Source organism: Rhizobium sp. YJ-22 (assembly GCF_029601685.1).
GTDB lineage: Bacteria > Pseudomonadota > Alphaproteobacteria > Rhizobiales > Rhizobiaceae > Metarhizobium.
In genome coordinates, this window is record NZ_JARRIR010000006.1 from 259218 (window position 1) to 283398 (window position 24181).

The following is a 24181-nucleotide window of genomic DNA, read 5'->3' on the forward strand; positions in this document are numbered from 1 at the left end:
GTCGCGGCGGTGGCGGATATATTTGCGCGGCCCCTTGCCGCCCTCATCGAGGAAGCGGCGCAGCGTCTCGATATCCTGCACCGAATAGGTGCGGCGGCCGTTGGCGGAGGGTTCCGGCCCATAGCCTTCGGCGACGATCTGGCGCAGATAGCCCTGGTGGATGCCGATGAACTCAGCCGCTTCCGCCGAAGAGAACTGGCGGATGCTCTTGCGCGCCGTCGGCGGAAAGGTGCGTTGCTGATGGGCCTGGAGCTGTCGCGACAACTCGTCGGCGTCCGAGGTGATCAGCGAACGCAGGTTGCCTTGGCTCTTTACTGCGGGGTCGGCCAACATCCTTGCCTCTGCTTGTGCCTCTGCCTTGCGCATATCCCGGCGGAACCGATGGCAAATTTCCAGGGGATACTCTCGATCTGCGCTTTTTTCCTCAAAAACGGGAAATACGCGCTGATAGGGAATAGGCCGATTCTGGCGCGAGCGGCAAATTGTTTTTGGTTAACGGGCTTTTGGCAGCAATTGCTCCGTTCGCGTCGCGGTAAGTTGTACATGTACAACAGGAGAGGCGGTGAGCAACGAGGCCACCGCCGCGACCGTCGATTGACTTGCTTCACCATGCCATCCTACCCTCGCCAACGGCCGGTCACCGAACCGGGTGAACGGCGCGCCGTCGAGGCCGCGCCAGGGGAGGCATGAAAATGGACTTTACAGGAAAACGCGTCATTGTCACCGGGGCCGGCAAGGGCATCGGATATTCCACGGTGCATATGCTTGCCAGGCGCGGCGCAAGCGTCTTGGCGCTGTCGCGCTCGCCGGGCGATCTCGAGGCACTCAGGGCCGAAACCGGCTGCGAAACCATCGCCGTCGATCTCGCCGATGCCGATGCCACGCGGGCCGCCGCGCTGCAGGCGCTGCCCGCCGATCTTCTGGTCAACTGCGCCGGCACCACCGAGCTGGAATCGATCTTCGACGTCACCGTCGAGAATTTCGATCGGCTGATGGCGGTCAATGCCCGCGCGCCGATGATCATGGTTCAGGAATATGCCCGCGACATGGTGAAATCCGGCCGCAGGGGCTCTATCGTCAATGTCTCCAGCATGGCCGCCTTCCAAGGCGTCATCGATCACACGGCCTATTGCGCATCCAAGGGCGCGCTCGACGCCATGACCAGAGTGATGGCCAACGAACTCGGTCCGCACGGCATCCGCGTCAACAGCGTGAACCCGATCGTGACGCTGACGCCGATGGCGGAAAAAGCCTGGAGCGATCCGGCCAAGGCGAATTTCATGCTGTCGCGCATTCCGCTCGGCCGCTTCGCCATGCCGGACGACATTTCAGAGGTTATTCTCTTCCTGCTCTCGGATGCGGCGGCGATGGTGACCGGCCAATCGGTTATGGTCGACGGCGGTTTTCGTGCGGCCTGAACGGCAGCCGCTCGCGTCCCGGCGCTATTGCCGGGACGGAACAGCGCCAGCGCGGCGCTGCATCAGGCTGTGGACACAGCGCACAAGCTGTTCGTGGTCGAAGGGTTTCTGCAGGATGGGAATATCGACGAAATCGACCGGCAGACTTTCGCGTCCATAACCGCTGACGAACAGGAACGGGATGTCGCGATAGCGCAGCGCATCGGCGACGTCGTCGACAGGGTGGCCGCGAAGATTGCCGTCGAGCAGGACGAGATCGATGGCTGAATCGGTCAGCGCCTCGAAAGCTTCCTTGACGCTCGTCGCCACCGCTGCGATCTCGTAACCACGGCCCTGCAGCGCCGTTTCGATGTCGAGCGCCACCAGCGGCTCGTCCTCGACGATGAGGATGCGCTTGGCCGCTGGCGCTGCCTCGCCAGCGGTCGCATCGGTGGCGCGCTCGCCTTCTGCATCCGCGCTGACGCCGCTGCTGTCGGCATGCGGCAGTTTCATGGTAATGATCCAGCGCGCCCCGTCAGCTCCGGTTTCCATGCGCGCCATGCCGTCCTCAGCGCGGGCGCTGTGCTCGATCAGCGTCGAGCCGAAACCGCGCCGGCCGGTCACCTCCACCGGCGGCCCGCCTGTCTCGGTCCAATTAAAGATGAGCATGCCGCCTTCGATGCGCCAGTTCACCAGCACCCGTCCCTCGGGTGTCGAGTGGGCGCCGTATTTTGTGGCATTGGTTGCCAGCTCATGGATGATCAGGGCGAAATGCAGGGCCTGCTGTGGCTTCAATTGCAGGGTCGGCCCCTCGACCGCAAAACGGGCGGCATCCAGTGCCCCGAGGCTGAGTTGATCGCGCACCAGCTCGCTGAGGCATGCGCCCTCCCAGGTGGCGTCGCTGAGCATCGAATGCGCTTTGGACAGCGCATGGATGCGGCCGGTGAAGGTGCGGGCGAAATCCTTAGGGGAGGTCGTGTGCTTCAACGTCTGCGAGGCCATGGCCTGTACGGTGGCAAGCGTGTTCTTGACACGGTGGTTCAACTCGCCGATCAGCAGGCGCTGGGTCTTCTCGGCCTTGCGGCGTTCGGTGACGTTGAGGATCTGCGCCGAGAGGGAGACGCCCTCGCGGCCGCTCCATGCAGAGAGATACCATTCCGCCGCGATGTCCTGTCCTGCCTTGCCGCGCGCCGTCAGGGCGCAGACCGCGCGTCCGTCGCCTTCGCCGCGCGCGATGGCCGTCGCGGTCTCGCGCAGTCTCGCCGCTTCCTCCGGTCGAAGCCAATTGAGCTCGGCAACGGAGCGCCCGACAGCCTCGCGTGGTGTCCAGCCGAACAATCGGGTCGCACCCTTGGACCAGGAGGCGATGCGAAGATCGGCATCGAAACGCACGCAGGCGAGGGGGGAATTGTCGGTATGGGCCTGCAGATCTTCCAGCGCATTCGACAATTGCTCAGCCTTGGCGCGCAACTCCTGTCGCTGTCGCGCCAGCTCGAAGAACACGCCGGATTTGTTGGCCAGCACCTGCGGATCGATCGGCTTCTGCAGATAATCGACGGCGCCCATTTCATAGCCATGGAAGCGGCGTTTCTCGTCGGTCGGCAGGGCGGTGACGAAAATGATGGGAATCGAGCGGGTGCGCTCAGGCCCACGCATCAGCTCGGCAAGTTCGAAACCGTTCATCTCCGGCATCTGTACATCGAGCAGCGCCAGTGCGATATCGTGAACCAGCAGCATTTCCAGCGCCTCGGCGCCGGAGCGAGCCTTGATCAGTTCCAGATCGTCGCGGCGCAACAATGCTTCCAGCGCGACGAGATTCTCCTCAAGGTCATCCACCAACAGGAATTTGACGGGCTCACGAAACGCCATTCAGCACTCCTCTGTCCGCCGGGCATCGCGCATGCCTGCGATAGATTTTCTCCTTCGACGCGAAACTGTCGAAATGCGCGGTATAGCCGGAAAAACTCATCGTCTCCTGCATGCCCAATCCCAGAAAGCCGCCGCGCACCAGCGACTGTTCAAATAGGCCGAAAGCGCGATCCTGCAACTGCCTGTCGAAATAAATGAGCACATTGCGGCAGGAGATCAGATGCACCTCCGCAAATACCTGATCCGAAACCAGGCTGTGCTGCGAAAATACCGTCTGCGCCCGCAGGCTTTTATCGAAGACGGCCGCACCATAGGCGGCGGTGTAATAATCCGACAATGACGTTTTTGCGCCGGAAGCGCGGTGATTTTCGGTGAACTGCGGCAGGCGGTCGATGGCATAGATGCCGGTCTCGGCCTTGCGCAGGGCATCCGGATTGATATCCGTGGCATAGAAAAGGGTGCGCGCCTCCAGCCCTTCTTCCCGGAACAGGATGGCCAGCGAATACAGTTCCTCGCCGTCGCTGCATCCGGCAACCCAGACTTTCAAGGAAGGATAGGTGCGCAGATGCGGCAGCACCTGTTCGCGCAAGACGCGGTAGTAGGCGGGGTCACGAAAGAGTTCACTGACCTGAACTGTCAGGAAATTCAATAGGTTATGGAAAACGCTGGGGTCATGCAGAAGCCGGTGCTGCAACATGGAGAGGCTGGCGCAGCCGAAATGCTGCCGCGCCTGCTCCATGCGCCGCGCCAGCGAGGCGCGTGAATAGCCGCGAAAGTCGTAGTGGCTGCGCTGATAGATCGCCTCAAGCAGGAGGTCGAGTTCGATATCCTCCAGGGTGCGGGCGGAGAGGGTGGGTTCGGTCATCGCGACATCCACACCCGCACCAGCGAAAGCAGCTTGTCGACGTCCAGCGGCTTGGCCAGATAGTCGTTGGCGCCGGCGGCCATGCACAATTCCTGATCCTGCGGCATCGCCTTGGCGGTCAGCATGATGACGGGCAGGGCATGGAGGCGTGGGCGGCTGCGGATCTCGCGCGTCGCCGTCAGCCCGTCCATTTCCGGCATCATCACATCCATCAGCACCAGATCGAAGGGCAGGGGGCCGCCGGCAAGCATACGCTTGTCGATGATCTCCAGCGCCTCGATGCCGTTGCGGGCGATGGTGACGACCGCGCCATGCGCCTCGAAGATGCTGGTCAGCGCATAGACGTTGCGCACATCGTCCTCGACCACGAGAATGCGCCGGCCCTCGACGGCCTCGTCGCGGTTGAGGGATTTCGCCAGCATTTCCTGCTGCCGGTTCGGCAGGGTCGAGACGACCTGATGCAGGAACAGGGTCACCTCGTCGAGCAGCCGCTCCGGCGACTTGGCGCCCTTGATGATGATCGACTGCGCATATTTGCGCAGCCGCAATTCGTCGTCGGCGGAAAGATCGCGGCCGGTATAGACGATGACCGGCGGCACGGTGATCGACGGATCCTGCCGCACCCGGTCGAGAACGTCGAGGCCGGAGGCGTCCGGCAGCGTCAGATCGAGCACGATGCAGTCGAAGGCCTCGCCGCGCAGCCGCTCCAGGCATTCCGAGCCAGACTTGGCGCCCACCGTATCGACATTGTGCGAGCCGAGCAGAAGCTGGACACTTTCGAGCTGGGTCGCATCGTCCTCGACCACGAGCACCCGGCGCAGCGGCTCGACGAGGCTGCCTTCCAGCCCCTGCAGGGCATGGACCAGTTCCTCGCGCTTCACCGGCTTCAGCGTATAGCCGGCGGCGCCAAGCGCGCGCGCCTTCAGGATATAGTCCGCCGCCGAGACCACATGCACGGGAATGTGGCGGGTGCGCAGGTCGTGCTTCAGCCGGTCGAGCACGAACAGGCCGGTATGATCCGGCAGGCCGATATCGAGGATGATCGCATGCGGCAGATATTGGCGGGCAAGCGTCACGCCATCATCCGCCGTGCCGGCCACGATGCAGCGGAAGCCGAGTTCACGGGCGAGATCATAGAGGATGCCAGCAAAGGTCGCATCGTCCTCGACGGCCAGCATCACACGATCGCCCGGCGACAGGGTCGCGCGGTCGTCGGGGACGGGACCGGGGCGCGGCTCGGCGGCGACAGGTGGTGAGGCCGGCAGGGGTGCGGCAGGCAGGGTCGCTGCGGTGACGGTCGGGGCAGGGGAGGGGGGCGCCAGCCTCACCGTCTTGCCGGCGGCGACGGTCTCGCTGCGGCGCTGGGCCAGATCGGCATCGTATTCGACCGGCAGGATGACGGTGAAGGCGCTGCCCTGACCTTCCGTGCTGGACACGACGATGCGGCCGCCGAGCAGGGCGCTGAGCTCTCGCGAGATCGACAGGCCGAGGCCCGTGCCGCCATATTTGCGGCTGATCGTGCCGTCCGCCTGGCGGAAGGGCTCGAAGATCGCCTGTTGCTGCTCGGCGGAAATGCCGATGCCGGTATCCTTGACGGCAAAGGCGACCTCGTTCCTGTCGGTGCGCTCGACCGTCAGCGCCACTTCGCCCTGATGGGTGAATTTCAGCGCATTGGAGACGAAATTCTTCAGCACCTGCTCCAATCTCTGCGGATCGGTGGTCATCAGTCCCGGCAGTTCGGCGGCGATTTCGCTGCGCAGCACCAGCCCCTTCTGCGCCGCCGCCGGTTCGAACGTGGTCTTGAGCTTGGCGACCAGATCGGCGATGGAAACCGGCTGCAATTGCAGCTCGACCTGGCCGGCCTCGATCTTCGAAATGTCGAGGATATCGTTGATCAGCGTCAGCAGGTCGTTGCCGGCGCCGCCGATGGTGCGGGCGAATTTCACCTGCTCTTCGGTCAGATTGCCGGTGCGGTTCTCGGCCAGGAGCTGGGCAAGGATGAGCAGCGAATTGAGCGGCGTGCGCAGCTCATGCGACATGTTGGACAGGAATTCAGACTTGTAGCGGCTGCTCTGTTCGAGATCACGCGCCTGCTTCTGCAGGGAGGACTGCGCGCGGGCGAGGTCGTCGCGCTGGGCCTCCAGCTCCTGCGCCTGGGCTTCGAGCTGGGTGTTGGTCTGCTCCAGCTCGGTCTGCTGCAGTTCGAGGCGCGCCTGCGAGTCCTGCAGCGCCCTGGCCTGGGCCTCCAGCTCGTCGTTGGCGGCGCGCAATTCGTCACTCTGGGCGCTGAGCTCGGCGGCCTGCTGCTGGGTCTCTTCCAGCAGGCGGCGCAAGGTGGAGCGATATTCGGCCGAGCGAACCGCGGTCGCGATCATCGGGCATAGCCGGTCCAGCGCCTCCGCATAGGGGCGTTTGGGCGCCTTGAGGAAACCGAGTTCGAAAACGGCATGGATTTCGCCATCCGTTTCGGCTGCCGCGATCGCCAGATGGCGCGGAACGCCACGCCCCAGCGACGAGCCGACATAGATGTAGTTTTCCGGCACGTCGGACAGCGCTATCATCCGTCCATCCCGGGCAACTTGGCCGAGCAGGCCGTCCCCGGTGACGATGCGTTGCGGAACCGGCGCATCGGCGGGAATGCCATAGCTGGCCGTGCGTTCGAAAGCACCGTCGCTGCGGACGAAGAAGGCAGCGCTTTCGGCGCCGAGATGCTGGCGCAGGTGCTCGAGGATCCCGGCGGAGAGTTCCGGCAGCGTCTGCTCGCCGGCGATCCGGTCTGCGAGACCGAGCTGCATCGATTGCAACCATTCCTGCCGGCGGATTTCGCTGCGATTGCGGATGAACGCATAACCGCTGGCAGCCAAGATCCACGCCGTCAGCGCGCAAAGGCTGCGGTTGATCTGCGCCAGTTCGAGGGACACGCCGTCCGGCGCGAAGAAATAACCGACGGCCAGAAGCACGGTGACCAGCGCGGCGATGGCAGGTGGCAGGAAAGCGCGCCGCGAGAAGAACGACATGGCGATGGCCAGGATATAGATCAGCCAGATCGCCGTACCAAGCGGCAGCATCAGATCGGCCAGAAACGGGCCGACAACCAGGATGGCAAGCAGGCTATACAGCCAAGGTGCGACCCGCTCGTCAAAACTTGTCTTCATGTCGGGGAAAAAGCCTCAAACCGGACGCGACAGGAGAATTCCTCGCCCGAGATAAGGCAGGTTTTCGCCATGTCCAGCCCCGACAGACAGATTCTTGCAATTTCCCGTGCCGATCAGGCGGGAAAGGCGATTTTTGACACTTCCCGCCCCGTGAAACGGCTGCTCAGGCAGCCATGGCGACTTCACGGATGCGGCCGAGCTCGACCATCCAGTTGGAGATATATTCCTGATGGCGCTTCTGATGGCCATAATGGCGGCCGAGCGCCGCCGTCAGCCGGCCGTTGCGGCCCAGCAGATGGTCCGCATAACCGATCATCACCGAGTTCGGCCATGCGCGCGGGCGAATGGCGCGCAGCCGTTCGAACAGCAGGTCTTCCGGCGCATCCGGATCGGCCTGCGCCATCAGCGACAGCATCGCCGCCGTCGAGCGGGAAATGCCCATGTGGCAATGCACCAGCAGATGCGCTTCGGCGACCGACAATCCGCTGCCGGCGAAATCGCTGCCAAGATCGAGAATCTTTTCCACGTCCTTCTGCTGCGGCATGATCTGACCGGGCTGCGGATCGATGATGTCATGGAAATGCATGATCGTGCGGTGATGCGGATCGTAGGAGCCGAAGGCTTCGAGATCGGGCAGGCCGGGATCGACGATCGACAGCACATGCGTGACCCGGCGCGGGCCGTGCTCCGGCAACTCGTCGATGCCGCAAATGGTCAGCAGGGAAAAATGGGGAATGGCCATGGGGATATCCTTTGACGGACGAAAGAAACTGCTTCGCGGTACTATAGTCCCTCCGGCCGGGGATAAGAACCTCTAAAGCGTGCGCCCACGCATTCTTGACCCCGGCGCCGGCCAGTCTGTACGCTTCCGAGTCGAGACCGTCGGACGGGTAGGCGGGACGCAAGCCCAAGGGAGAGAGAACATGGAAGGTTTCGGCGTTCACACCAGCATGTGGACGATGAACTGGGATCGTGCCGGCGCCGAGCGCGCCGTCGAGGCCGCGGTTCGCCACAAGATGGATTTCATCGAGATCGCGCTTCTCAACGCACCGGCGGTCGATGCCGCGCATACGCGGGCGCTGCTCGAAAAACACAAGCTGCGCGCCGTCTGCTCGCTCGGCCTGCCGGAGCCGGCCTGGGCCTCGGTGCGCCCGGATGCGGCCATCGACTATCTCAAGGTGGTGATCGACAAGACGGCGGAGATGGGCGCCGAGGCCGTGTCCGGCGTCATCTATGGCGGCATCGGCGAGCGCACCGGCGTGCCGCCGACGCAAGGCGAATACGACAACATCGCCCGCGCCCTCGAAGCCTCGGCGAAATATGCCAAACAGCGCGGCATCGAACTCGGCGTCGAAGCGATCAACCGCTATGAAAACCACCTGATCAACTCGGCGCAGCAGGCCGTCGACATGGTCGAGCGCGTCGGCGCCGACAATGTCTTCGTCCATCTCGATACCTATCACATGAATATCGAGGAGAAGGGCGCGGCCAACGGCATCCTCGTCGCCCGCGATCATCTCAAATACATCCATCTCTCGGAAAGCGACCGCGGCACCCCGGGCTACGGCAATATTCCCTGGGATGCGATCTATGCGGCGCTGGCCGCCATCGGCTTCAAGGGCGGGCTTGCCATGGAAAGCTTCATCAACATGCCGCCGGAAATCGCCTATGGCCTCGCCGTCTGGCGCCCTGTCGCTCGCGACGAGGAAGAGGTGATGGGCAAGGGCCTGCCTTTCCTGCGCGGCAAGGCCGAGCAATACGGGCTGATCTGACGTCCCGACTTTAGGGGAGGGGGCGTTCGTTCCCCTCCCGGCGCTCGCCCTCCTGCGGGCGCACCGAGGCGACGATGACGTTGATGCCTTCGCTGGTCAGCCGTTCGTGATTGCTTTCGGAGATGCGATCGTCGGTGATCAGGGTGCCGATGCGCGCCAGCGGCAGCACCGGATAACGCGCTCGGATATCGAATTTCGAACTGTCGGCCAGCACGATGATCTCGTCGGCGCGCTTCGCCAACCCGGTGATGATATGCACCATCAGCGGATGCGATTCCATGATGCCGCCTTCGCCGAGGCTCTGGGCGCCGAGGAAGAATTTCGAGGCATAGACCTCCGGCTCCGGCAGGCTTGGGGAATAGACGACGCCGGGCTCGCGATGCAGCTCGCCGCCGGCAATCGTCACATGACAGACGCCGTTCTCCCACAGCCAGGCGGCCAGCGGCATGGAATTGGTGAAAATCTTCAGGCTGCGGCGCGCCAGAAGCTGGGCGAAGATGAAGCAGCTCGTGCCGCCATTGACGATCAGCGAGTCGCCGTCGCGGCACAATTGCGCCGCTTCCAGCGCAATCGCCTTCTTCGCCTCGACGTTGACGACCCGGTTTTCCGAGAAGGGCCGGGCATGCATGCGCTGCACATGCGCATTTTCCGGCAGGGCAATGCCGCCAAACACCTTGCGAATGACGCCGGCCTGATGCAACTTGGCGATATCGCGCCGGATGGTTGCCGGCGAGACCCCCAGAATGTCGAGAAGATCCTTCACCGTGGCGAAGGGTCGTTGCTTGAGAGCCTCCTGAATGAGGCGGTGGCGTTCGGATTCCGCGCCGTCTGCACGCATGATTAAATTTCCTCGCTCCCTCGCATAATTTGATGATCCATTCGCATCGCTTTAGCAAGCTGGATTATTTCGACGCCCATATTGACGATGGATGATCGTTCATGCTTCTATTTAATCACGAAGGAGCGGAAGAGGAGCCGGATCCATCGTGACGGCATGATACCTTGCGACGCATGCAAGGCATTGTAACGTCTGAAAAAATGCGCTGGGGAGGAGACGCCGGTGCCTGGAACGACAGATGCTTTCATCAGCCTGACAGGCGCGACCAAATCATTCAACGGCATCACCGTGCTGAAGGATGTCGATTTCGACGTGCGCCCCGGCGAGGTCCATGCGCTGCTCGGCGAAAACGGCGCCGGGAAATCCACCCTGATCAAGATCATTTCCGGGCTTTATACGCCCGATGGCGGCACCATCCGCATTCAGGGCGAGACCGTCAGCTTTTCCTCCACTCGCGATGCTTCGAAGCGTGGCATCGCCACCGTCTACCAGGAATTGCTGCTGTTTCCCGAACTGACGATTGCCGAAAACATCTTCCTCGGCGCATATCCCAAGTCTAATTGGGGCGGCATCGACTGGGACACGGTGCGCGAACGCTCGCGCGCGCTGCTCGACAGCCTCGACAGCGCCGAACTGGATGTCGACACCAAGGTCGCGCGCCTCTCGGTCGCCCAGCGCCAGCGCGTCGAGATCGCCAAGGCGCTGAGCCGCGATGCGCGCGTGCTGATCATGGACGAGCCGACCGCCTCGCTCGCCGAAGCCGACGTTCAGCGGCTGATGGATGTGGTGCGCGCGCTGCGCGCCCGTGGCGTCGCGATCATCTATGTCAGCCATCGCATGCCGGAAATCTTTGCGCTGGCCGACCGCGTCACCGTGCTGCGTGACGGCGCGCTGATCGGCACCAAGGAAATCGGCGAGGTGACCGAAGCCAGCCTCGTCGCCATGATGGTCGGCCGCTCCATCGACCAGCTTTTTCCCAAGCCCGAGCCGATCATCGGCGACGTGCTGCTGGAAGTCGAAGGCCTGCGCTGCGGCCGGCTGGTGCGTGACATGACGTTTTCCGTGCGGCGCGGCGAGATCCTCGGCATTGCCGGCCTCGTCGGCTCCGGGCGCACCGAGACGGCGCTCACCTTGTTCGGCATCACGCCGGCCGAAGCCGGCACCATCCGCATCGACGGCAAACCCGTCACCATCCGCTCGCCGAAGGAGGCGCGCGATCTCGGCATCGCCTATGTGCCGGAAGATCGCGGCCAGCAGGGTCTCGTCAAGGCGATGACCATCCGCCAGAACGTGTCGATGGCGACCATCGACCGGCTGTCGCGCGGGCTGTTCATCCGCTTCGCCGACGAGGCCGCCCGCGCCGTCGAGGCGGTGAAACGCTTCGGCATCCGTGCGCGCGGCGGCATCGAGCAGCCGGTCGGCCAGCTCTCCGGCGGCAACCAGCAGAAGGTGGTCATCGCCAAGTGGCTGGAGACCGCGCCGCGCATCCTCATCCTCGACGAGCCGACGCGCGGCGTCGATGTCGGGGCCAAGTCGGAAATCCACGCGATCATGGGCGAACTTGCCCGCACGGGCGTCGCCATCATCATGATTTCGAGCGAATTGCCGGAGGTGCTCGGCATGAGCGACCGTGTTCTGGTGATGAACAACGGTCATCTCGTGACCATTCTCGATCGCGCCGAGGCCACCGCCGAAAGCGTCGGCGCCGCCATGACCGTTGCAAAGAACAGGAAGGACGCCGCCTGATGGCTTTTGCCGATCATCCGACTGCCCGCCGCTCCGAGCGCAGCCTGCTGCATCGCCTCTATTCCGCCTATGGCCAGGAAGCCGTCATCCTCGTGGCGATGGTCGCGCTGTTCGTCATCGTCGGCCTGATCAATCCGCGTTTTCTCAGCCCGGAAAACCTCAACACCATCTTTTCCGGCAATGCCTATATCGCGGTCGCCGCCATCGGCATGGCGATGATCATCATCACCGGCCATATCGACGTCTCGGTCGGGGCGCTGATCGGGGTGCTGGCGACGATCTCGGGCACGCTGGCGGTCGCCGGCTATCCGGTCTGGGTGGCCTGGCTGGTGCCGATCCTGGTCGGCATGGCGGTCAATGCCGTCGTCGGCGCCATGGTCGCCTATGCCCGCATCCCCTCCATCGTCGTGACGCTCGGCATGCTGTCGATCCTGCGCGGCGGGCTGATCAGCGTCACCGGCGGCGCCTGGATTTCCGGCCTGCCCAAGGAATTTTTGATCGCCCAGGCGAAACCTCTCGGCGTGCCGGCGCCGATCTATTTCATGGTCATCCTGACGCTCGCCGCCGCCTTCTGGATGCGCTATTCCGCCTTCGGCCGCTCGCTCTACGCCATCGGCGGCAATCCGGAAGCGGCGCGCGCGTCGGGCATTCCCATCGAGCGCCGAACCGTCATGGTCTTCGTCATCCACGGCGCTTTCGCGGGGCTCGCGACGCTGCTGTTCGCGACGCAATTGCAGATCATCCAGTCGACGGTTCCGCCGAACCTCGAACTGACCGTCATCACCGCAGCCGTCATCGGCGGCGTCTCGATCCTCGGCGGCACCGGCACGGTGGTCGGCTCGACGCTCGCCGCCATCCTGTTCGCCGCCATCGGCTCGGCGCTGATCTTCACCAATGTCTCGGCCTATTGGCTGCGGGCGGTGATCGGCGTGCTGATCCTCGTCACCGTGCTTGCCGACATGATCCGCCGGCGCCGGCAGGGCAGGGCGTAAGGAGCCGATGATGACCCGTTTCCTGCGTCACGAAACCATCCTGGCGGTGCTGGCCGTCATCGTGCTGGGCATTCTCGCCTACCAGTCCGATCGCTTCTTCACCGTCGACAACCTGCTGAATCAGGGCCGGCTGATGACGGAAGTCGGACTGGTGGCGATCCTGATGACCTTCGTCATCGCCACCGGCGGCATCGATCTCTCGGTCGGCTCGATCATCGGCCTGACCGCGATCCTGACCGGCGTCTTCTGGCAATCGGTCGGCCTGCCGTTGCCGCTCGCCGCCCTTGCCGCCATCGCCTGCGGCACCTTCGGCGGCTTCGCCAACGGTCTGATCATCACCCGCTTCGGCGTGCCGCCGCTGATCGCGACGTTGGCGACGCTGGCGCTTTATCGCGGCCTTGCCGAAGGCATCAGCCAGGCGCGCTCGGTGCGCGGCTATCCCGAATGGTTCTATGTGCTGGGGCAGGGCAATGTGCTGGGCGTGCCGACGCAACTCTGGCTGCTGGTGCTGACGGCCATCGTCGCCGCAATCGTGCTCGGGCTGACCCGCTGGGGGCGCACGGTCTATGCCATCGGCAACAACGAGGTCGCCGCCCGCTTTTCCGGCCTGCCGGTGGATCGCGCCAAGCTCGCCATCTACACGGCCTCGGGCTTTGCCGCGGCGGTCGCGGGTGTCATCCTGGTGTCGCGCGTCTCGACCACCCGCTCGGACATGGGCACCGGCCTCGAACTCGACGCCATCACCGCCGTCGTGTTGGGGGGAACCTCGATCTTCGGCGGGCGCGGCACCATTGCCGGCACGGTGCTCGGCCTCATCCTGATCCAGGCCCTGAAGAACGGCCTGTCGCTTGCCGGCGTCAAGGGCGACGGCACCATCGTCCTGATCGGCGTCGTGCTCATCGTCACGATCCTGATCAGCAACATCGTTCACCGGAATGGCAACCGGTAGAGGAGAACGGCGCCCGCCTTGCCGAACGAGACCGGCGGATGCGCAATCGAAAAACGTGGAGGAAGAACAGCATGAAAAAGATCATACTCGCCAGCCTCATGAGCCTGTCGCTTTCGGTAAGCTTCGCCCATGCCCAGTCGCCCTGGACCGGCGGCGACGACCTGCCGACCAATCCGCTCGCCTGCGACGGAACGGCCGGCGCCGTTGCCGCAAAGCCTTATGACGGCGGCGAAGCGACCAATGCGCCGGATCGCAAGGGCAAGACGATCAAGGTGGTCGACGTGCCGAAGCTGGTCGGCATCGGCTATTTCAACGCGACGTCCAAGGGTATCGCCGACGCCGCCGCCGAAATGAAGACCATGGACGCCAAGACCGACGGCCCGACCAAGGCGAATATCGACGATCAGATCACCCTGATCGACAACTACATCACCAGCGGCGTCGACGGCATCCTGTTTGCCGCCAACGACCCGGTCGCCATCGCGCCCGTGCTGAAGAAGGCGCTCGCCGCCGGCATCAATGTCGTCGGCTACGACGCCAACTCGACGCCGGATGCCCGCCAGTGGTTCGTCAACCAAGCCGAGTTCAACGGCATTGCCAAGTCGGTCATCGACAATCTCGCCGCTGAAATCGGAGAGGACGGCGCCTTCGCCATCGTGACCTCGACCTTCACGACGCCGAACCAGGCCCGCTGGATCGCCGAAATGGGCGCTTACCAGGCGAAATGCCATCCGAAGATGAAGTGGCTGGAAACCGTTGAGGCACAGGAAGACAACATCCTGTCCTTCAACCAGGCCAACACGCTGATCAACAAGTATGGCGACGAGCTGAAGGGCATCGTCGGCATGACCAGCGTCGCGACCCCGGCTTCCGCCGATGCCGTCACCCAGGCCGGCAAATGCGGCAAGGTCGCCGTCGTCGGCCTCGCCACCCCGAACGCGATGAAGCCCTATGTCGAATCGGGCTGCGTCAAGTCGGTCGTGCTCTGGAACCCGGTCGATCTCGGCTATGCCGCGGCTTACGTGCTGCGCGCCACCGCCGATGGCGACCTGAAACCCGGCGCCACCTCCGTCAAGGCCGGCAAGCTCGGCGAGCTCAAGGTCATCAACGGTTCGGAAGTGCTGCTCGGCTCGCCCTTCGTCTTCAACAAGGAGAATATCGGCCAATTCGACTTCTGATCGGCCGATCTTGCCTATCGCCCTCCCCGGGCCAGTGCCGGGGAGGGCTTTTCTTATCCTTGCGCAAACCGGAACGCAGTGTTCACTTCGGTTTCAGCGCGCGGGCTCTTGCGTTTCGCCCCCTGCATACCTTATCTTTTCGGAGTTCTCAGGGCGGGGTGCAATTCCCCACCGGCGGTATCGGGCGTGATCCCGGAGCCCGCGAGCGCTTTTGTCCGGCCATGCCGGACGGGAGGTCAGCAGATCCGGTGCGAGGCCGGAGCCGACGGTATAGTCCGGATGGAAGAGAGCAACGCGGCGGCCGCCTTCTCCAGAGAAGGCGTCGATGCTTGTTCGCCCAAGGGACGTTTCCGGGAAACCGGATGACGAAAAGGCCGGCTACCGGCTCAACCCTTGAAAGGCAGTAAAAGACATGACCATTTCCAAGATCGAAGACGCGATTGCCGCCATGGCGCGTGGCGAGATGATTATCGTCGTCGATGACGAGTCCCGCGAAAACGAAGGCGATATCGTGGTGGCCGCCGAGGCCGTGACCCCCGAAATCGTCGCCTTCATGATGAACCATGCCCGCGGCCTGATCTGCATGCCGATGACCGGCGAGCGGCTCGACGAACTCGATATTCCGCTGATGGTCGTCAACAACACCGAATCTCTGAAGACCGCCTTCACCGTCTCCGTCGATTACCTGCACGGCACGACGACCGGCATTTCCGCCGCCGACCGGGCGATCACCGTTCGCGCGCTGGTGGATGAAAAAGCCAAGCCGGCCGATTTCGCCCGCCCCGGCCATATCTTCCCGCTGCGCGCCAATCCCGGCGGCGTGCTCGCCCGCCCCGGCCATACGGAAGCCGCCGTCGAGCTTGCCCGGCTCGCCGGCTTCGCGCCGGCCGGCGTCATCTGCGAAATCGCCAATGACGACGGCACCATGGCCCGCCTGCCGCAGCTCGAAATCTATGCAAAAAGGCATGGCCTGCTGATCGTCACCATCGAGGATCTGATTGCCTACCGTCAGGCGCAGGCGGCTGAAGGCGCATCGCGGCTGAAATCCGTCGCCTGATTTCGATGCCACGGCGCGTCGAGCCTCCGGAAAGAGACGCGCCGTGTTCCGATCGCCGCGATACTGGCGCCGATGCCTCGCCTCGGGCTGTCGCGCCTTGACGAACGAAGGACGGAATGACGATAACGCTTCTGTTTCGCCCCGAGACTCACATTCAGGAAGCGGGCGGCCTGCCTTGGCGAAATCCTGCCCCATCCGGAGGTAAACGTGACTGAAAGATCCTTCAACCAGCCGCTCGGCGGCAACGAGATGCCTCGTTTCGGCGGGCCGGCGACGATGATGCGCCTGCCGACGCAACCGACGACCGAGGGCCTCGATGCCTGCTTCGTCGGTATTCCCATGGATATCGGCACCTCGAACCGGCCAGGCACGCGTTTCGGGCCGCGCCAGATCCGCACCGAAAGCTGCATGATCCGCCCCTACAACATGGCGACGCGGGCCGCCCCCTTCGAAAGCCTGCAGGTGGCCGATATCGGCGACGTCGCCATCGACACGTTCAACCTGCCGAAATGCATCGACATCATCACCAACGCCTATCGCGACATCATCAAGGACGGTTGCCGTCCGCTGACGCTCGGCGGCGACCATACGCTCTCCTATCCGATCCTGCGCGCCATGGCCGAGAAATACGGCCCGGTCGGATTGATCCATGTCGACGCCCATGCCGATATCAACGAGCACATGTTCGGTGAGTCGATCGCCCATGGCACGCCCTTCCGCCGCGCCGTCGAAGCCGGCGTGCTCGACACGAAGCGCTGCATCCAGATCGGCCTGCGCGGCACGGGTTATGCTGCCGACGACTTCGATTGGTCGCGCGAACAGGGTTTCCGCGTGGTGCAGGCCGAAGAGTGCTGGCACAAGTCGCTGACGCCGCTGATGGAAGAAGTGCGCGCCCAGATGGGCGATGGCCCGGTTTACCTGACCTACGACATCGACAGCCTCGACCCTTCCATCGCGCCCGGCACCGGCACGCCGGAAATCGGCGGCCTGAACACCATCCAGGCGCTGGAAATCATCCGTGGCTGCTGGGGTCTGAACCTCGTCGGCTGCGATCTCGTCGAGGTCTCGCCGCCCTACGATCCCGCCGGCAACACGGCGATCACCGCGGCGAACCTGCTCTTCGAGATGCTCTGCGTGCTGCCCGGCGTCAAGAGGCGGTAACAGCGCCGACCGCCTTCATCGCGTCGCCTCCTGTCCGGACGTCTGGGAAGCCGGACAGGAGCTCCACGCGCCGCGTCCATCAGTTTTCCGTCATCTCCTTATGAACGCGCCAGTTGGGATGGCCGAGGCCGTAGGGCCATGCCTGGACTTCCCGGTCATTGAAATAGACCACCTCCTGCAGGGACGGAAAGTTCGGGTTCCTGGCGGTGACCGTATTGATCCAGGGCTGCATGTATTGCGCATCGCCCTCATAGCCGAGTTCGGCCACCCAGACCGGTTTCTGGAACTGCTTGACCCGGTCGTATCCCGGCTGAAGCGCCTCGGCGAAAGTGCGCGGGCCGCCGAAGGCGCGCTGGTCGAAGGGCTGGAATCCGAAGACCGAGAGGCCGACGAGATCGACGTAATTGTCGCCGGGGTAGTATTTATCCAGTCCGTCCTCACCCTTTGGCGACCACATGATCTGGACGTCCGGCCGGTCCTTGCGAAACTGGTCCGCGACCCGTTTGTAGGCGGCGATGTAATCCTTGGCCGGCCAGTTGGACCAGGAGAAGCGGCCCGTCTTGTCTTCCATTTCCTGGCCCCAGCGGATGATGACGGGGCTTTTCAACGTCGCGACGATTTTCGAGATCGCCTTGATGTTGCCGTCATACTCGCCGGCCATCACCTTGGCGCGAAGCTGGTCGGAGGTGAGCCGCCAGTCCTCGTTCCACGACCAGGGTTCGATGGTGATCAGCAGCTTGCGCCCCCGCTTGAGGGCATAGTCGTCGGCGACGCGCAGCGTATCGAGGTCGACGTCCTCCCAGGGGAGGAACAGCCCTTCCGTATCGAGATCCTTCTGGGTGCTGAAATCGCCATGGGGATCATAGGCGCCGAACTTGACCTCGCCCGGATGAATGACGGGCTTCTTGTCCACGACCGTCATCGGCTTGGTCGCATCCTGCGCCAGCGCCGGCAGCACCGCCAAACCGGTCACCGCCATTCCCAGCGGCACCAAGAGCAGGGCACTGCCTGCCAGCAAAACTCTTGCCAATCTGCGTTTCATGATCGTCTCCTTCGGCTCGGCGGCTATTTCATGCCGGGTTTGAGCCTTTCGATATTGGGTGAAACGGTATCCTGGGCGACGAGCTTGTGGGCCTCGTCCTCAGGCCGGGGTTTGAAGCTGCGCAACACGAACCAGTTGCCTTTCGGCTCGCGTCGCTGGTAGACGGTGCCGCGATCGCGCACGAGACGGAAACAGGTGCGGTTGCGGGCCTTGTCCTGCGGCGTCGACCAGACCGCGTTCATGCAGAGCCGGCCGTGATCGGTCACCTCCCAGCGCCCTTCGGCGATCGTCGGCTTGCCCCCTTCTTCGGAGTAGGCGATGAAGCGGCGGTCCTTGGCGATGAAGCGGCCGGCGCCGGCGGACCATTGCCAGGTCTTGTCGGCGTAGAGCCGGCGCACCTCGTCCGCGGTCAGCGGCACCGTGTTCTTCGGCAATCGTTCGATCGCCTCGGCCTTCGCGGCCAACCCCAGGATCATCAGGCATCCTGCGATCGCGGCGAAGCCCGTCTCAAATAGTCTGGTTATGCTCATTGACGAACTCCTCTCTTGGAATCGAACCACCGGGCATGGCGGATGCCGTGTCGGATGTTTCGAGGTTGCGGAAACCGTTGTGAACCGGAAGCGCGCCGGACTGCCGGCGAGCATGGGGGTTGAGGGTGATCCGGCTGGAGCGCTCCGGGGAACGGAGCGGCATGCCGACGCGATCGACGGTGAAGCGATACTGTTTGACGAGCTGGTCGACGTCATAGAGGCCGCGCAGGTCCATGATCACCCGACGGCGCATGACTTCGCCCGTGCGGGCGAGATCGAGCGTCCGGAAGCAAGCCCAGTCGGTCATGACCACCAGGGCATCGGCGCCCGTGGCGCAATCTATCGGGTTGGCGGCGAAGCTAATTTCCGGCAGCAGCCGGCGGGCATTGTCCATGCCGGCCGGATCATAGGCGCTGATCGTGGCGCCGGCATCGACCGCGCAGCGGATCAGGGTTTGCGCCGGCGCATCGCGCATGTCGTCGGTCTCGGCCTTGAAGGTGAGGCCGAGGACGGCGATGTGCCGGCCGCGCAACGACCCTCCGAGCAGCGAGGCCAGACGCCGGGCCAGGGTGTGCTTGCGCGCCGTGTTGGCGGCAATCGTCTGCTCGACCAGCCGCAGGGTCACGCCGCTGTCCTGCGCCGTGCGCAGCAACGCCACCGTATCCTTGGGAAAGCAGGAGCCGCCATATCCCGGACCGGCCTTCAGGAAATCGGCGCCGATGCGTCGGTCGAGGCCCATGCCGAGCGCGATGTCCGCGACATCGGCATTCACCTTTTCGCAGAGATCGGCCATTTCGTTGATGAACGCGATCTTGGTCGCCAGGAAGGCATTGGCGGCATATTTGATCAGCTCGGCGCTGCGCCGGCTGGTCGTCACCACGCGGATGCCTTCGGCCACCAGCGGCGCATACAGCCTTTCCAGAAGCGCGCCGGCCCGTCGGTCGTCGCAGCCGATGACCACACGGTCCGGCCGGTTGAAGTCCTGGATGGCCGAGCCCTCACGCAGGAATTCCGGATTGGAAGAAACGACGAAATCGCCATCGGGCGCTGCCTCGCGCATCACCGCCTCCAGCCGCTCGGCGGTGCCGACCGGCACTGTCGACTTGGTAACGATCACCGCCGGCCCGCACAGGGCGCGGGCGATCTGCCGCCCGGCTTCAAAGACATGCGAGAGATCGGCGTCGCCGTCATGCAGCCCGGCGGGAGTACCGACGGCGATGAAGACGATATCGACGTGGTTGAGGGCGCGTTGCAAATCTGTGGTGAAGGCCAGCCGTCCCAGGTCGCGGCAGGCGAGGATGCAATCGGCAAGTCCCGGCTCGAAAATCGGAACCTCGCCCGCATTCAACCTGTCGACACGAGCGCGGTCGATGTCCACGCCCGTCACGTCATGGCCCCAGGCGGCAAAGCAGGCACCGCTGACAAGTCCGACATATCCCGTACCCAATACAGCAATTCTCATCGGGAGCTTCCTTTGCGGTTGACGGCGTCGAGGCCGTGCCATGTGAGTTTGAAGCGGGTAAGCTTGGTATGCGCGCCGCCCTGGCCGGCCCCCGCCACGGCAAAGCGGGTCTGCGTGAACGAGACGATGCTCTGGCCATGGGCAACGCCTTCCACGCCGGCAAGCCCGCGCAGATAGGCGGCATCGGTTGCCGCGCCCAGCGAGACCGCCAATGAGGCGGCCGTTGCCAGTCCCGGGCGGGAAAGGGTGACGAGACGATGGCCGTTTTCCACCGCGTGGCCGATGACGATGACGGCAAGCACGCCGGCATAGGCAAGCGCATTGACGATGGCGAAGAAGTAATAACCCCTCGCATCGCCCGGATGCGCGGTCAGGAGGGCGGCGGCGGCCGAGCTCATCGACAGAACGACATAGGGCAGAAGCAGCCGGAAGGGCGGCAGCGCCGAGGCCTGTCCGCCTTTCGGCGTGATGCGGAAATCGACAAAGGATCCGGTCAACCGGTCCCGCACGGCATAAAGCGAGCCGATCAGCGACCAGGGCCAGCGGGCCAGCAGGAAAACTGCGTTTTCCCAGCCGAGGATTTTGGCGCCATGCGGGCGAAACGTGCCGGTTCGCCGCCAATAGAAGGCAAGCGCGACGAGCACGATCGACACCGGCAGGATATGCACCAGGAAATCCGGATAGTCGATATTGACGAAATTATGCCCGGTCGTCAGCGCCACGAGCGGCAGCAGAAACATTGCCAGCATGAAGGTCGAAAACAGCGGATACCAGATCTGCGAGAACAGGAACTGGAATTTCAGCCGCCCCGGCAGCCTCGGCACATAATCCACCGCATGGCGCAGCAGGATGGTGACGAGACTGCGCGACCACTGGAATTCCTGAACGGCGAGATCGGCGAAGCTGCGCGGTCCCTCGCCATGGGCGATGGCGTTGACGGCATGGACCCCCTTCCAGCCGCCGGCATTCAGGATCAGCGTCGTCGAATGGTCTTCCGCCAGCTCCGGTCCCAACCCGCCGACTGCGCGCAAGGCGAGGGTGCGCACCGCATAATGGGAGCCGATGCACAGCGGCGCCCAGCCGTTGTTGTAGCCGATCTGCAGGCAGCCATGCATACTGGCCTCGGCCTGCAGCCGGCCGCGCGCCGCCCAGCTCTTGGCGGCATTGGAATCGCAGATGCTCGGCGCCGAGACATAGCCGACGGCGGGATCGGCGAAGGGCCGCATGATTTCGTAGAGATAGGTTTTCTCGGGTGCGTGGTCGGCATCGAACTGCGCCACGAAATCATAGAGATCATACCCGTAGTGGTCGTAGAAAAAGGCGAGGTTGCCTTCCTTGCAGCGCGTGCGGCGCGGCCAGGTCCTGCGATGATAGTCCTCGATGCCCTGGCGGCTGGAGATGCGCACGCCATGAACGGCGCACCAGCTTTTCACCTCGTCCGTCGGCGCTTCGTCCGCCAGCCAGACATCGTAATCGTACACCAGCTGATCGAGCATGGCGCACAAGGTCTTGCGCACGACCGCGAAGGGTTCCGAAGGCGCCTTGGTCACTACCAACGCGATGCGACCGGCCACGCGCCGCCCGCGCAGCGGGCGGGAAATGCGCGCCTGGGAGAAGAGATAGATGAAATAGCCGGGCAGCAGCGTCACCCAGGCCAAAATCACCGTCAGGCCGATGAAGGAAACCATGCCGATGACATGCTCCGGCCGGAACCACCACACCCAGAACCATGCCAGCGCCGCCAGCCAGCAAAAAACGCCGGCATGATAGGCAAGGCGCCGGCGTCCGCGAAACAGGCGCGGCAGCATGCGGCGCTGGCGACTGTCCAGTCGTCCGGGATGACGGGCGCGGGCGGGACGATCATGAGAAAGTGTCATGATGAACCTCCAGCCCGAAGGTCGGGGCGGCCGTTCGGATGATGGTGCGGATATCGGAATGCTGCGGCGTGAAATGCAGATGCGCCTCGGCAACGCGATTGTCCGCCACCAGCACGGCAGGATCGCCGGCACGCCGCGCCTCGATTGCGACGGGCACGCGGATACGGGTGAGCCGCTCGATGGTATCGACGATTTGCCGCACCGAGGTGCCGTGACCGGTGCCCAGATTGGCCGCCAGGCTCTGGCCGCCGTCGAGCAGGTACAGCACCGCCAGCATATGGGCGCGGGCGAGGTCGGTGACATGGATGTAATCGCGCACGCAGGTTCCGTCCGGCGTATCATAATCGTCGCCGAAGACGGTGAGGCGGTCGATGCGCCCGGCCGCCGCCATCAGAGCGCGTGGAATAAGGTGCGTTTCCGGTTCATGGCGTTCGCAGAGCTCGCCGTCGGGATCGGCGCCGGCGGCGTTGAAGTAGCGCAGGGCGGCGTAACGCAACGGGTGCGCGACGGCATAATCCCTGAGGATCATCTCGCCGATGAGCTTGGTCCGACCGTAGGGGTTGATCGGGCATTGCCTGTCCCCCTCGCATATGGGAAGGGAGTTCGGCGTGCCATAGGTGGCGCAGCTGCTGGAGAATACCACCCGCCGCAGCCGCGTATCGATGCAGCAATCCATCAGCGCGATCATGCCGGCGACATTGTTATTGTAATACTTGGCCGGCTCGGTGACCGACTCGCCGACATAGGCCGATGCCGCGAAGTGGATCAGGCAGGTCGGCTGCCACTGGCGGATGGCGGAGCGCAGGCGATCACGGTCGCGCACATCGCCCTTGACGAGCGGCCCCCATTTGACGCTGTCGGCGTGGCCCGTCGCCAGGTTGTCATAGACGACCGGCGTCAGGCCGGCCTGGCTGAGCATCTTGCAGGTGTGGCTGCCGATATAGCCGGCGCCTCCCGTAACCATGACCGTATCCATGACCGCCGCCCCTCAATCGCCCACCGCCTGATGCCGCAGGGCGGCATCGAAATAGGCGATCGTCGCCAGCAGGCCGTCGCGGACATCGACATGCGGGCGCCAGCCGAGCTGTTCGCCTGCGCGGGTGATATCCGGCCGGCGCTGCTGCGGATCGTCGATGACGGCCGGCAGATGCACGATGCGGGACTTCGACCCGGTCATCGCAACGATCATGTCGGCAAGTTCCAGCATGGTGAATTCGGCGGGATTGCCGAGATTGATCGGCCCGGTCACCGCATCGTCCGCCGAAAACAGGCGCATGAAACCGCCGATGAGGTCGTCGACATAACAGAAGGAGCGCGTCTGGCTGCCCGATCCGTAAATGGTGATCGGCGCGTTGCGCAATGCCTGCACGATGAAATTCGAAACGACGCGGCCGTCGTCGGGCCGCATGCGCGGGCCGTAGGTGTTGAAGATGCGCCCGACCTTGACGCCGACGCCGTATTGGCGGGCATAGTCGAAAATCAGCGTCTCGGCGGAGCGCTTGCCCTCGTCATAACAGGCGCGCGGCCCCGTGGTGCTGACATTGCCGAGATACTCCTCCTTCTGGGGAGAGACGAGCGGATCGCCGTAGACTTCCGAGGTCGAGGCCTGGACGAAAACCGCTTTGCGGCGCCGGGCCAGTTCGAGAAGATTGCGGGTGCCGATGACGTTGGTCATCATCGTACCGACCGGATCGGCCTGATAGGCCGGCGGCGAGGCCGGGCAGGCGAAGTTGAAGATGGCGTCCACCTTCAGGGCCAGGCTTGTGCGGATATCGTGATGGCGGAAGGTGAATTGAGGATTGTCGAGCAGCGGCTTGATGTTTTCCAGCCGGCCTGTCGCCAGGTTGTCGATGCAGGTGACGTGGTATTGAGCTTTCAGCAGCGTGTCACACAGATGCGATCCGAGAAAACCCGCGCCACCCGCAACGAGGACGCGCTGTATATGTCGGCCCCGCTCAGGGGGAAAGGCGATGACATTGCCTATCGCAGGCCGTGGCGAAGTTGCGTTCTCCTTCATTGTCTTCATCTCCATACGCGTTACAAGGACTCAAACGCCGCCCGCTCCCGGGCACAGGCAATCGCCTGCGCGCGATGACGGTATCGAGCGGTACACTTTTGCTGGATGCCTTTGAGTATGGTGATTTGAAAAAACAGGCCGAATGTCAGGCCCGGGTCGCTAATGCAAATGGTGCGTCACGAATATCGCTATGCGCCTTGCTGTCCCTCATCTGCGTGGAACGTCTTGCAAATGCGCTTTCAGTAAAACCGGGATCGCCGGCAAGTCTTTCGTC

19 protein-coding genes, 1 pseudogene and 1 riboswitch are annotated in these 24181 nt (G+C 63.8%); of the genes and pseudogenes, 8 read left to right on the plus strand and 12 right to left on the minus strand.

All coding sequences use genetic code 11. From position 1 onward, the window contains the following. A pseudogene (locus P7F60_RS16175) lies at positions 1-333 on the minus strand (plasmid partitioning protein RepA); the annotation flags it as partial. 359 nt (positions 334-692) lie between these two features. On the opposite strand from P7F60_RS16175, the gene P7F60_RS16180 reads away from it, so the two are divergent. Continuing rightward, on the plus strand, positions 693-1418 hold the full coding sequence (locus P7F60_RS16180) for an SDR family oxidoreductase (RefSeq protein WP_277918762.1): 726 nt from the start codon (positions 693-695) through the stop codon (positions 1416-1418). A gap of 24 nt (positions 1419-1442) precedes the next feature. On the opposite strand, the gene P7F60_RS16185 is transcribed toward P7F60_RS16180, so the two are convergent. The 4 genes from P7F60_RS16185 to P7F60_RS16200 all read right to left on the minus strand — a co-directional run bounded on the left by P7F60_RS16185 (position 1443) and on the right by P7F60_RS16200 (position 8028). Further along, entirely contained in the window at positions 1443-3266 is a 1824-nt protein-coding gene (locus P7F60_RS16185) for a response regulator (RefSeq protein WP_277918763.1), read from the minus strand. Further along, positions 3253-4131 (minus strand): CheR family methyltransferase, encoded by an 879-nt coding sequence (locus P7F60_RS16190; RefSeq protein ID WP_277918764.1) that lies wholly within the window; start codon positions 4129-4131, stop codon positions 3253-3255. The genes P7F60_RS16185 and P7F60_RS16190 overlap by 14 nt, the downstream gene beginning before the upstream one ends. Beyond that, positions 4128-7286: a response regulator gene (locus P7F60_RS16195; RefSeq protein ID WP_277918765.1), complete on the minus strand. Its 3159-nt coding sequence runs from the start codon at positions 7284-7286 to the stop codon at positions 4128-4130. The genes P7F60_RS16190 and P7F60_RS16195 overlap by 4 nt, the downstream gene beginning before the upstream one ends. Before the next feature lie 163 nt (positions 7287-7449). Then, on the minus strand, positions 7450-8028 hold the full coding sequence (locus P7F60_RS16200; RefSeq protein ID WP_277918766.1) for a protein-tyrosine-phosphatase: 579 nt from the start codon (positions 8026-8028) through the stop codon (positions 7450-7452). Positions 8029-8209: 181 nt separating this feature from the next. Here P7F60_RS16200 and P7F60_RS16205 point away from each other — a divergent pair, with 181 nt between their 5' ends. Continuing rightward, complete coding sequence (locus P7F60_RS16205) at positions 8210-9058, plus strand: sugar phosphate isomerase/epimerase (protein WP_277918767.1); 849 nt, start codon at positions 8210-8212, stop codon at positions 9056-9058. A 10-nt stretch (positions 9059-9068) separates the two neighbouring features. Here P7F60_RS16205 and P7F60_RS16210 read toward each other — a convergent pair whose 3' ends face one another. Further along, positions 9069-9896, minus strand: coding sequence for a DeoR/GlpR family DNA-binding transcription regulator (locus P7F60_RS16210; protein ID WP_277918768.1), 828 nt, complete (start codon positions 9894-9896; stop codon positions 9069-9071). Positions 9897-10118: 222 nt separating this feature from the next. On the opposite strand from P7F60_RS16210, the gene P7F60_RS16215 reads away from it, so the two are divergent. From P7F60_RS16215 to speB, 6 genes are all read left to right on the plus strand, one after another. Continuing rightward, positions 10119-11642, plus strand: coding sequence for a sugar ABC transporter ATP-binding protein (locus P7F60_RS16215; protein ID WP_277918769.1), 1524 nt, complete (start codon positions 10119-10121; stop codon positions 11640-11642). Further along, positions 11642-12634 carry an ABC transporter permease gene (locus P7F60_RS16220; protein ID WP_277918770.1) on the plus strand — a complete coding sequence of 331 codons (993 nt, stop codon included), beginning with the start codon at positions 11642-11644 and terminating at the stop codon, positions 12632-12634. The genes P7F60_RS16215 and P7F60_RS16220 overlap by 1 nt, the downstream gene beginning before the upstream one ends. A gap of 7 nt (positions 12635-12641) precedes the next feature. Then, positions 12642-13583: an ABC transporter permease gene (locus P7F60_RS16225; RefSeq protein ID WP_277918771.1), complete on the plus strand. Its 942-nt coding sequence runs from the start codon at positions 12642-12644 to the stop codon at positions 13581-13583. A gap of 71 nt (positions 13584-13654) precedes the next feature. Further along, on the plus strand, positions 13655-14761 hold the full coding sequence (locus P7F60_RS16230; protein ID WP_277918772.1) for a substrate-binding domain-containing protein: 1107 nt from the start codon (positions 13655-13657) through the stop codon (positions 14759-14761). Between the two features lie 140 nt (positions 14762-14901). Further along, a riboswitch (FMN riboswitch) is annotated at positions 14902-15056 on the plus strand. A gap of 117 nt (positions 15057-15173) precedes the next feature. Beyond that, positions 15174-15818, plus strand: coding sequence for a 3,4-dihydroxy-2-butanone-4-phosphate synthase (ribB, locus tag P7F60_RS16235; RefSeq protein WP_277918773.1), 645 nt, complete (start codon positions 15174-15176; stop codon positions 15816-15818). 207 nt (positions 15819-16025) lie between these two features. Beyond that, positions 16026-16979, plus strand: coding sequence for an agmatinase (gene speB, locus P7F60_RS16240; protein WP_277918774.1), 954 nt, complete (start codon positions 16026-16028; stop codon positions 16977-16979). A gap of 79 nt (positions 16980-17058) precedes the next feature. Here the strand turns inward: speB and P7F60_RS16245 are convergent, their stop codons facing one another. From P7F60_RS16245 to P7F60_RS16270, 6 genes are all read right to left on the minus strand, one after another. Continuing rightward, complete coding sequence (locus tag P7F60_RS16245) at positions 17059-17958, minus strand: glycosyl hydrolase (RefSeq protein ID WP_277918864.1); 900 nt, start codon at positions 17956-17958, stop codon at positions 17059-17061. An 86-nt stretch (positions 17959-18044) separates the two neighbouring features. Beyond that, on the minus strand, positions 18045-18497 hold the full coding sequence (locus P7F60_RS16250) for a DUF995 domain-containing protein (protein ID WP_277918775.1): 453 nt from the start codon (positions 18495-18497) through the stop codon (positions 18045-18047). Positions 18498-18528: 31 nt separating this feature from the next. Continuing rightward, positions 18529-20013: a UDP-glucose/GDP-mannose dehydrogenase family protein gene (locus P7F60_RS16255; RefSeq protein WP_277918776.1), complete on the minus strand. Its 1485-nt coding sequence runs from the start codon at positions 20011-20013 to the stop codon at positions 18529-18531. Continuing rightward, positions 20010-21821, minus strand: a complete 1812-nt coding sequence (locus P7F60_RS16260) for a glycosyltransferase family 2 protein (protein WP_277918865.1) — start codon at positions 21819-21821, stop codon at positions 20010-20012. The genes P7F60_RS16255 and P7F60_RS16260 overlap by 4 nt, the downstream gene beginning before the upstream one ends. 52 nt (positions 21822-21873) lie before the next feature. Then, positions 21874-22866: a UDP-glucose 4-epimerase GalE gene (gene galE / locus P7F60_RS16265; RefSeq protein ID WP_277918777.1), complete on the minus strand. Its 993-nt coding sequence runs from the start codon at positions 22864-22866 to the stop codon at positions 21874-21876. 12 nt (positions 22867-22878) lie between these two features. Further along, positions 22879-23907, minus strand: coding sequence for a UDP-glucuronic acid decarboxylase family protein (locus P7F60_RS16270; RefSeq protein WP_277918778.1), 1029 nt, complete (start codon positions 23905-23907; stop codon positions 22879-22881). Positions 23908-24181 lie beyond the last annotated feature (274 nt).

What these genes read in the sequence shown, in the direction of transcription:
- P7F60_RS16195 (WP_277918765.1), bottom strand. Translation starts at nt 7,286, where the DNA reads ATGAAGACAAGTTTTGACGAGCGGGTCGCACCTTGGCTGTATAGCCTG.
- P7F60_RS16260 (WP_277918865.1), bottom strand. Translation starts at nt 21,821, where the DNA reads ATGCTGCCGCGCCTGTTTCGCGGACGCCGGCGCCTTGCCTATCATGCC.
- ribB (WP_277918773.1), top strand. Translation starts at nt 15,174, where the DNA reads ATGACCATTTCCAAGATCGAAGACGCGATTGCCGCCATGGCGCGTGGC.
- P7F60_RS16200 (WP_277918766.1), bottom strand. Translation starts at nt 8,028, where the DNA reads ATGGCCATTCCCCATTTTTCCCTGCTGACCATTTGCGGCATCGACGAG.
- P7F60_RS16220 (WP_277918770.1), top strand. Translation starts at nt 11,642, where the DNA reads ATGGCTTTTGCCGATCATCCGACTGCCCGCCGCTCCGAGCGCAGCCTG.
- P7F60_RS16185 (WP_277918763.1), bottom strand. Translation starts at nt 3,266, where the DNA reads ATGGCGTTTCGTGAGCCCGTCAAATTCCTGTTGGTGGATGACCTTGAG.
- galE (WP_277918777.1), bottom strand. Translation starts at nt 22,866, where the DNA reads ATGGATACGGTCATGGTTACGGGAGGCGCCGGCTATATCGGCAGCCAC.
- P7F60_RS16210 (WP_277918768.1), bottom strand. Translation starts at nt 9,896, where the DNA reads ATGCGTGCAGACGGCGCGGAATCCGAACGCCACCGCCTCATTCAGGAG.
- P7F60_RS16190 (WP_277918764.1), bottom strand. Translation starts at nt 4,131, where the DNA reads ATGACCGAACCCACCCTCTCCGCCCGCACCCTGGAGGATATCGAACTC.
- P7F60_RS16230 (WP_277918772.1), top strand. Translation starts at nt 13,655, where the DNA reads ATGAAAAAGATCATACTCGCCAGCCTCATGAGCCTGTCGCTTTCGGTA.
- P7F60_RS16255 (WP_277918776.1), bottom strand. Translation starts at nt 20,013, where the DNA reads ATGAGAATTGCTGTATTGGGTACGGGATATGTCGGACTTGTCAGCGGT.
- P7F60_RS16180 (WP_277918762.1), top strand. Translation starts at nt 693, where the DNA reads ATGGACTTTACAGGAAAACGCGTCATTGTCACCGGGGCCGGCAAGGGC.
- P7F60_RS16250 (WP_277918775.1), bottom strand. Translation starts at nt 18,497, where the DNA reads ATGATCCTGGGGTTGGCCGCGAAGGCCGAGGCGATCGAACGATTGCCG.
- P7F60_RS16205 (WP_277918767.1), top strand. Translation starts at nt 8,210, where the DNA reads ATGGAAGGTTTCGGCGTTCACACCAGCATGTGGACGATGAACTGGGAT.
- P7F60_RS16270 (WP_277918778.1), bottom strand. Translation starts at nt 23,907, where the DNA reads ATGAAGGAGAACGCAACTTCGCCACGGCCTGCGATAGGCAATGTCATC.
- P7F60_RS16245 (WP_277918864.1), bottom strand. Translation starts at nt 17,958, where the DNA reads ATGGCGGTGACCGGTTTGGCGGTGCTGCCGGCGCTGGCGCAGGATGCG.
- P7F60_RS16225 (WP_277918771.1), top strand. Translation starts at nt 12,642, where the DNA reads ATGATGACCCGTTTCCTGCGTCACGAAACCATCCTGGCGGTGCTGGCC.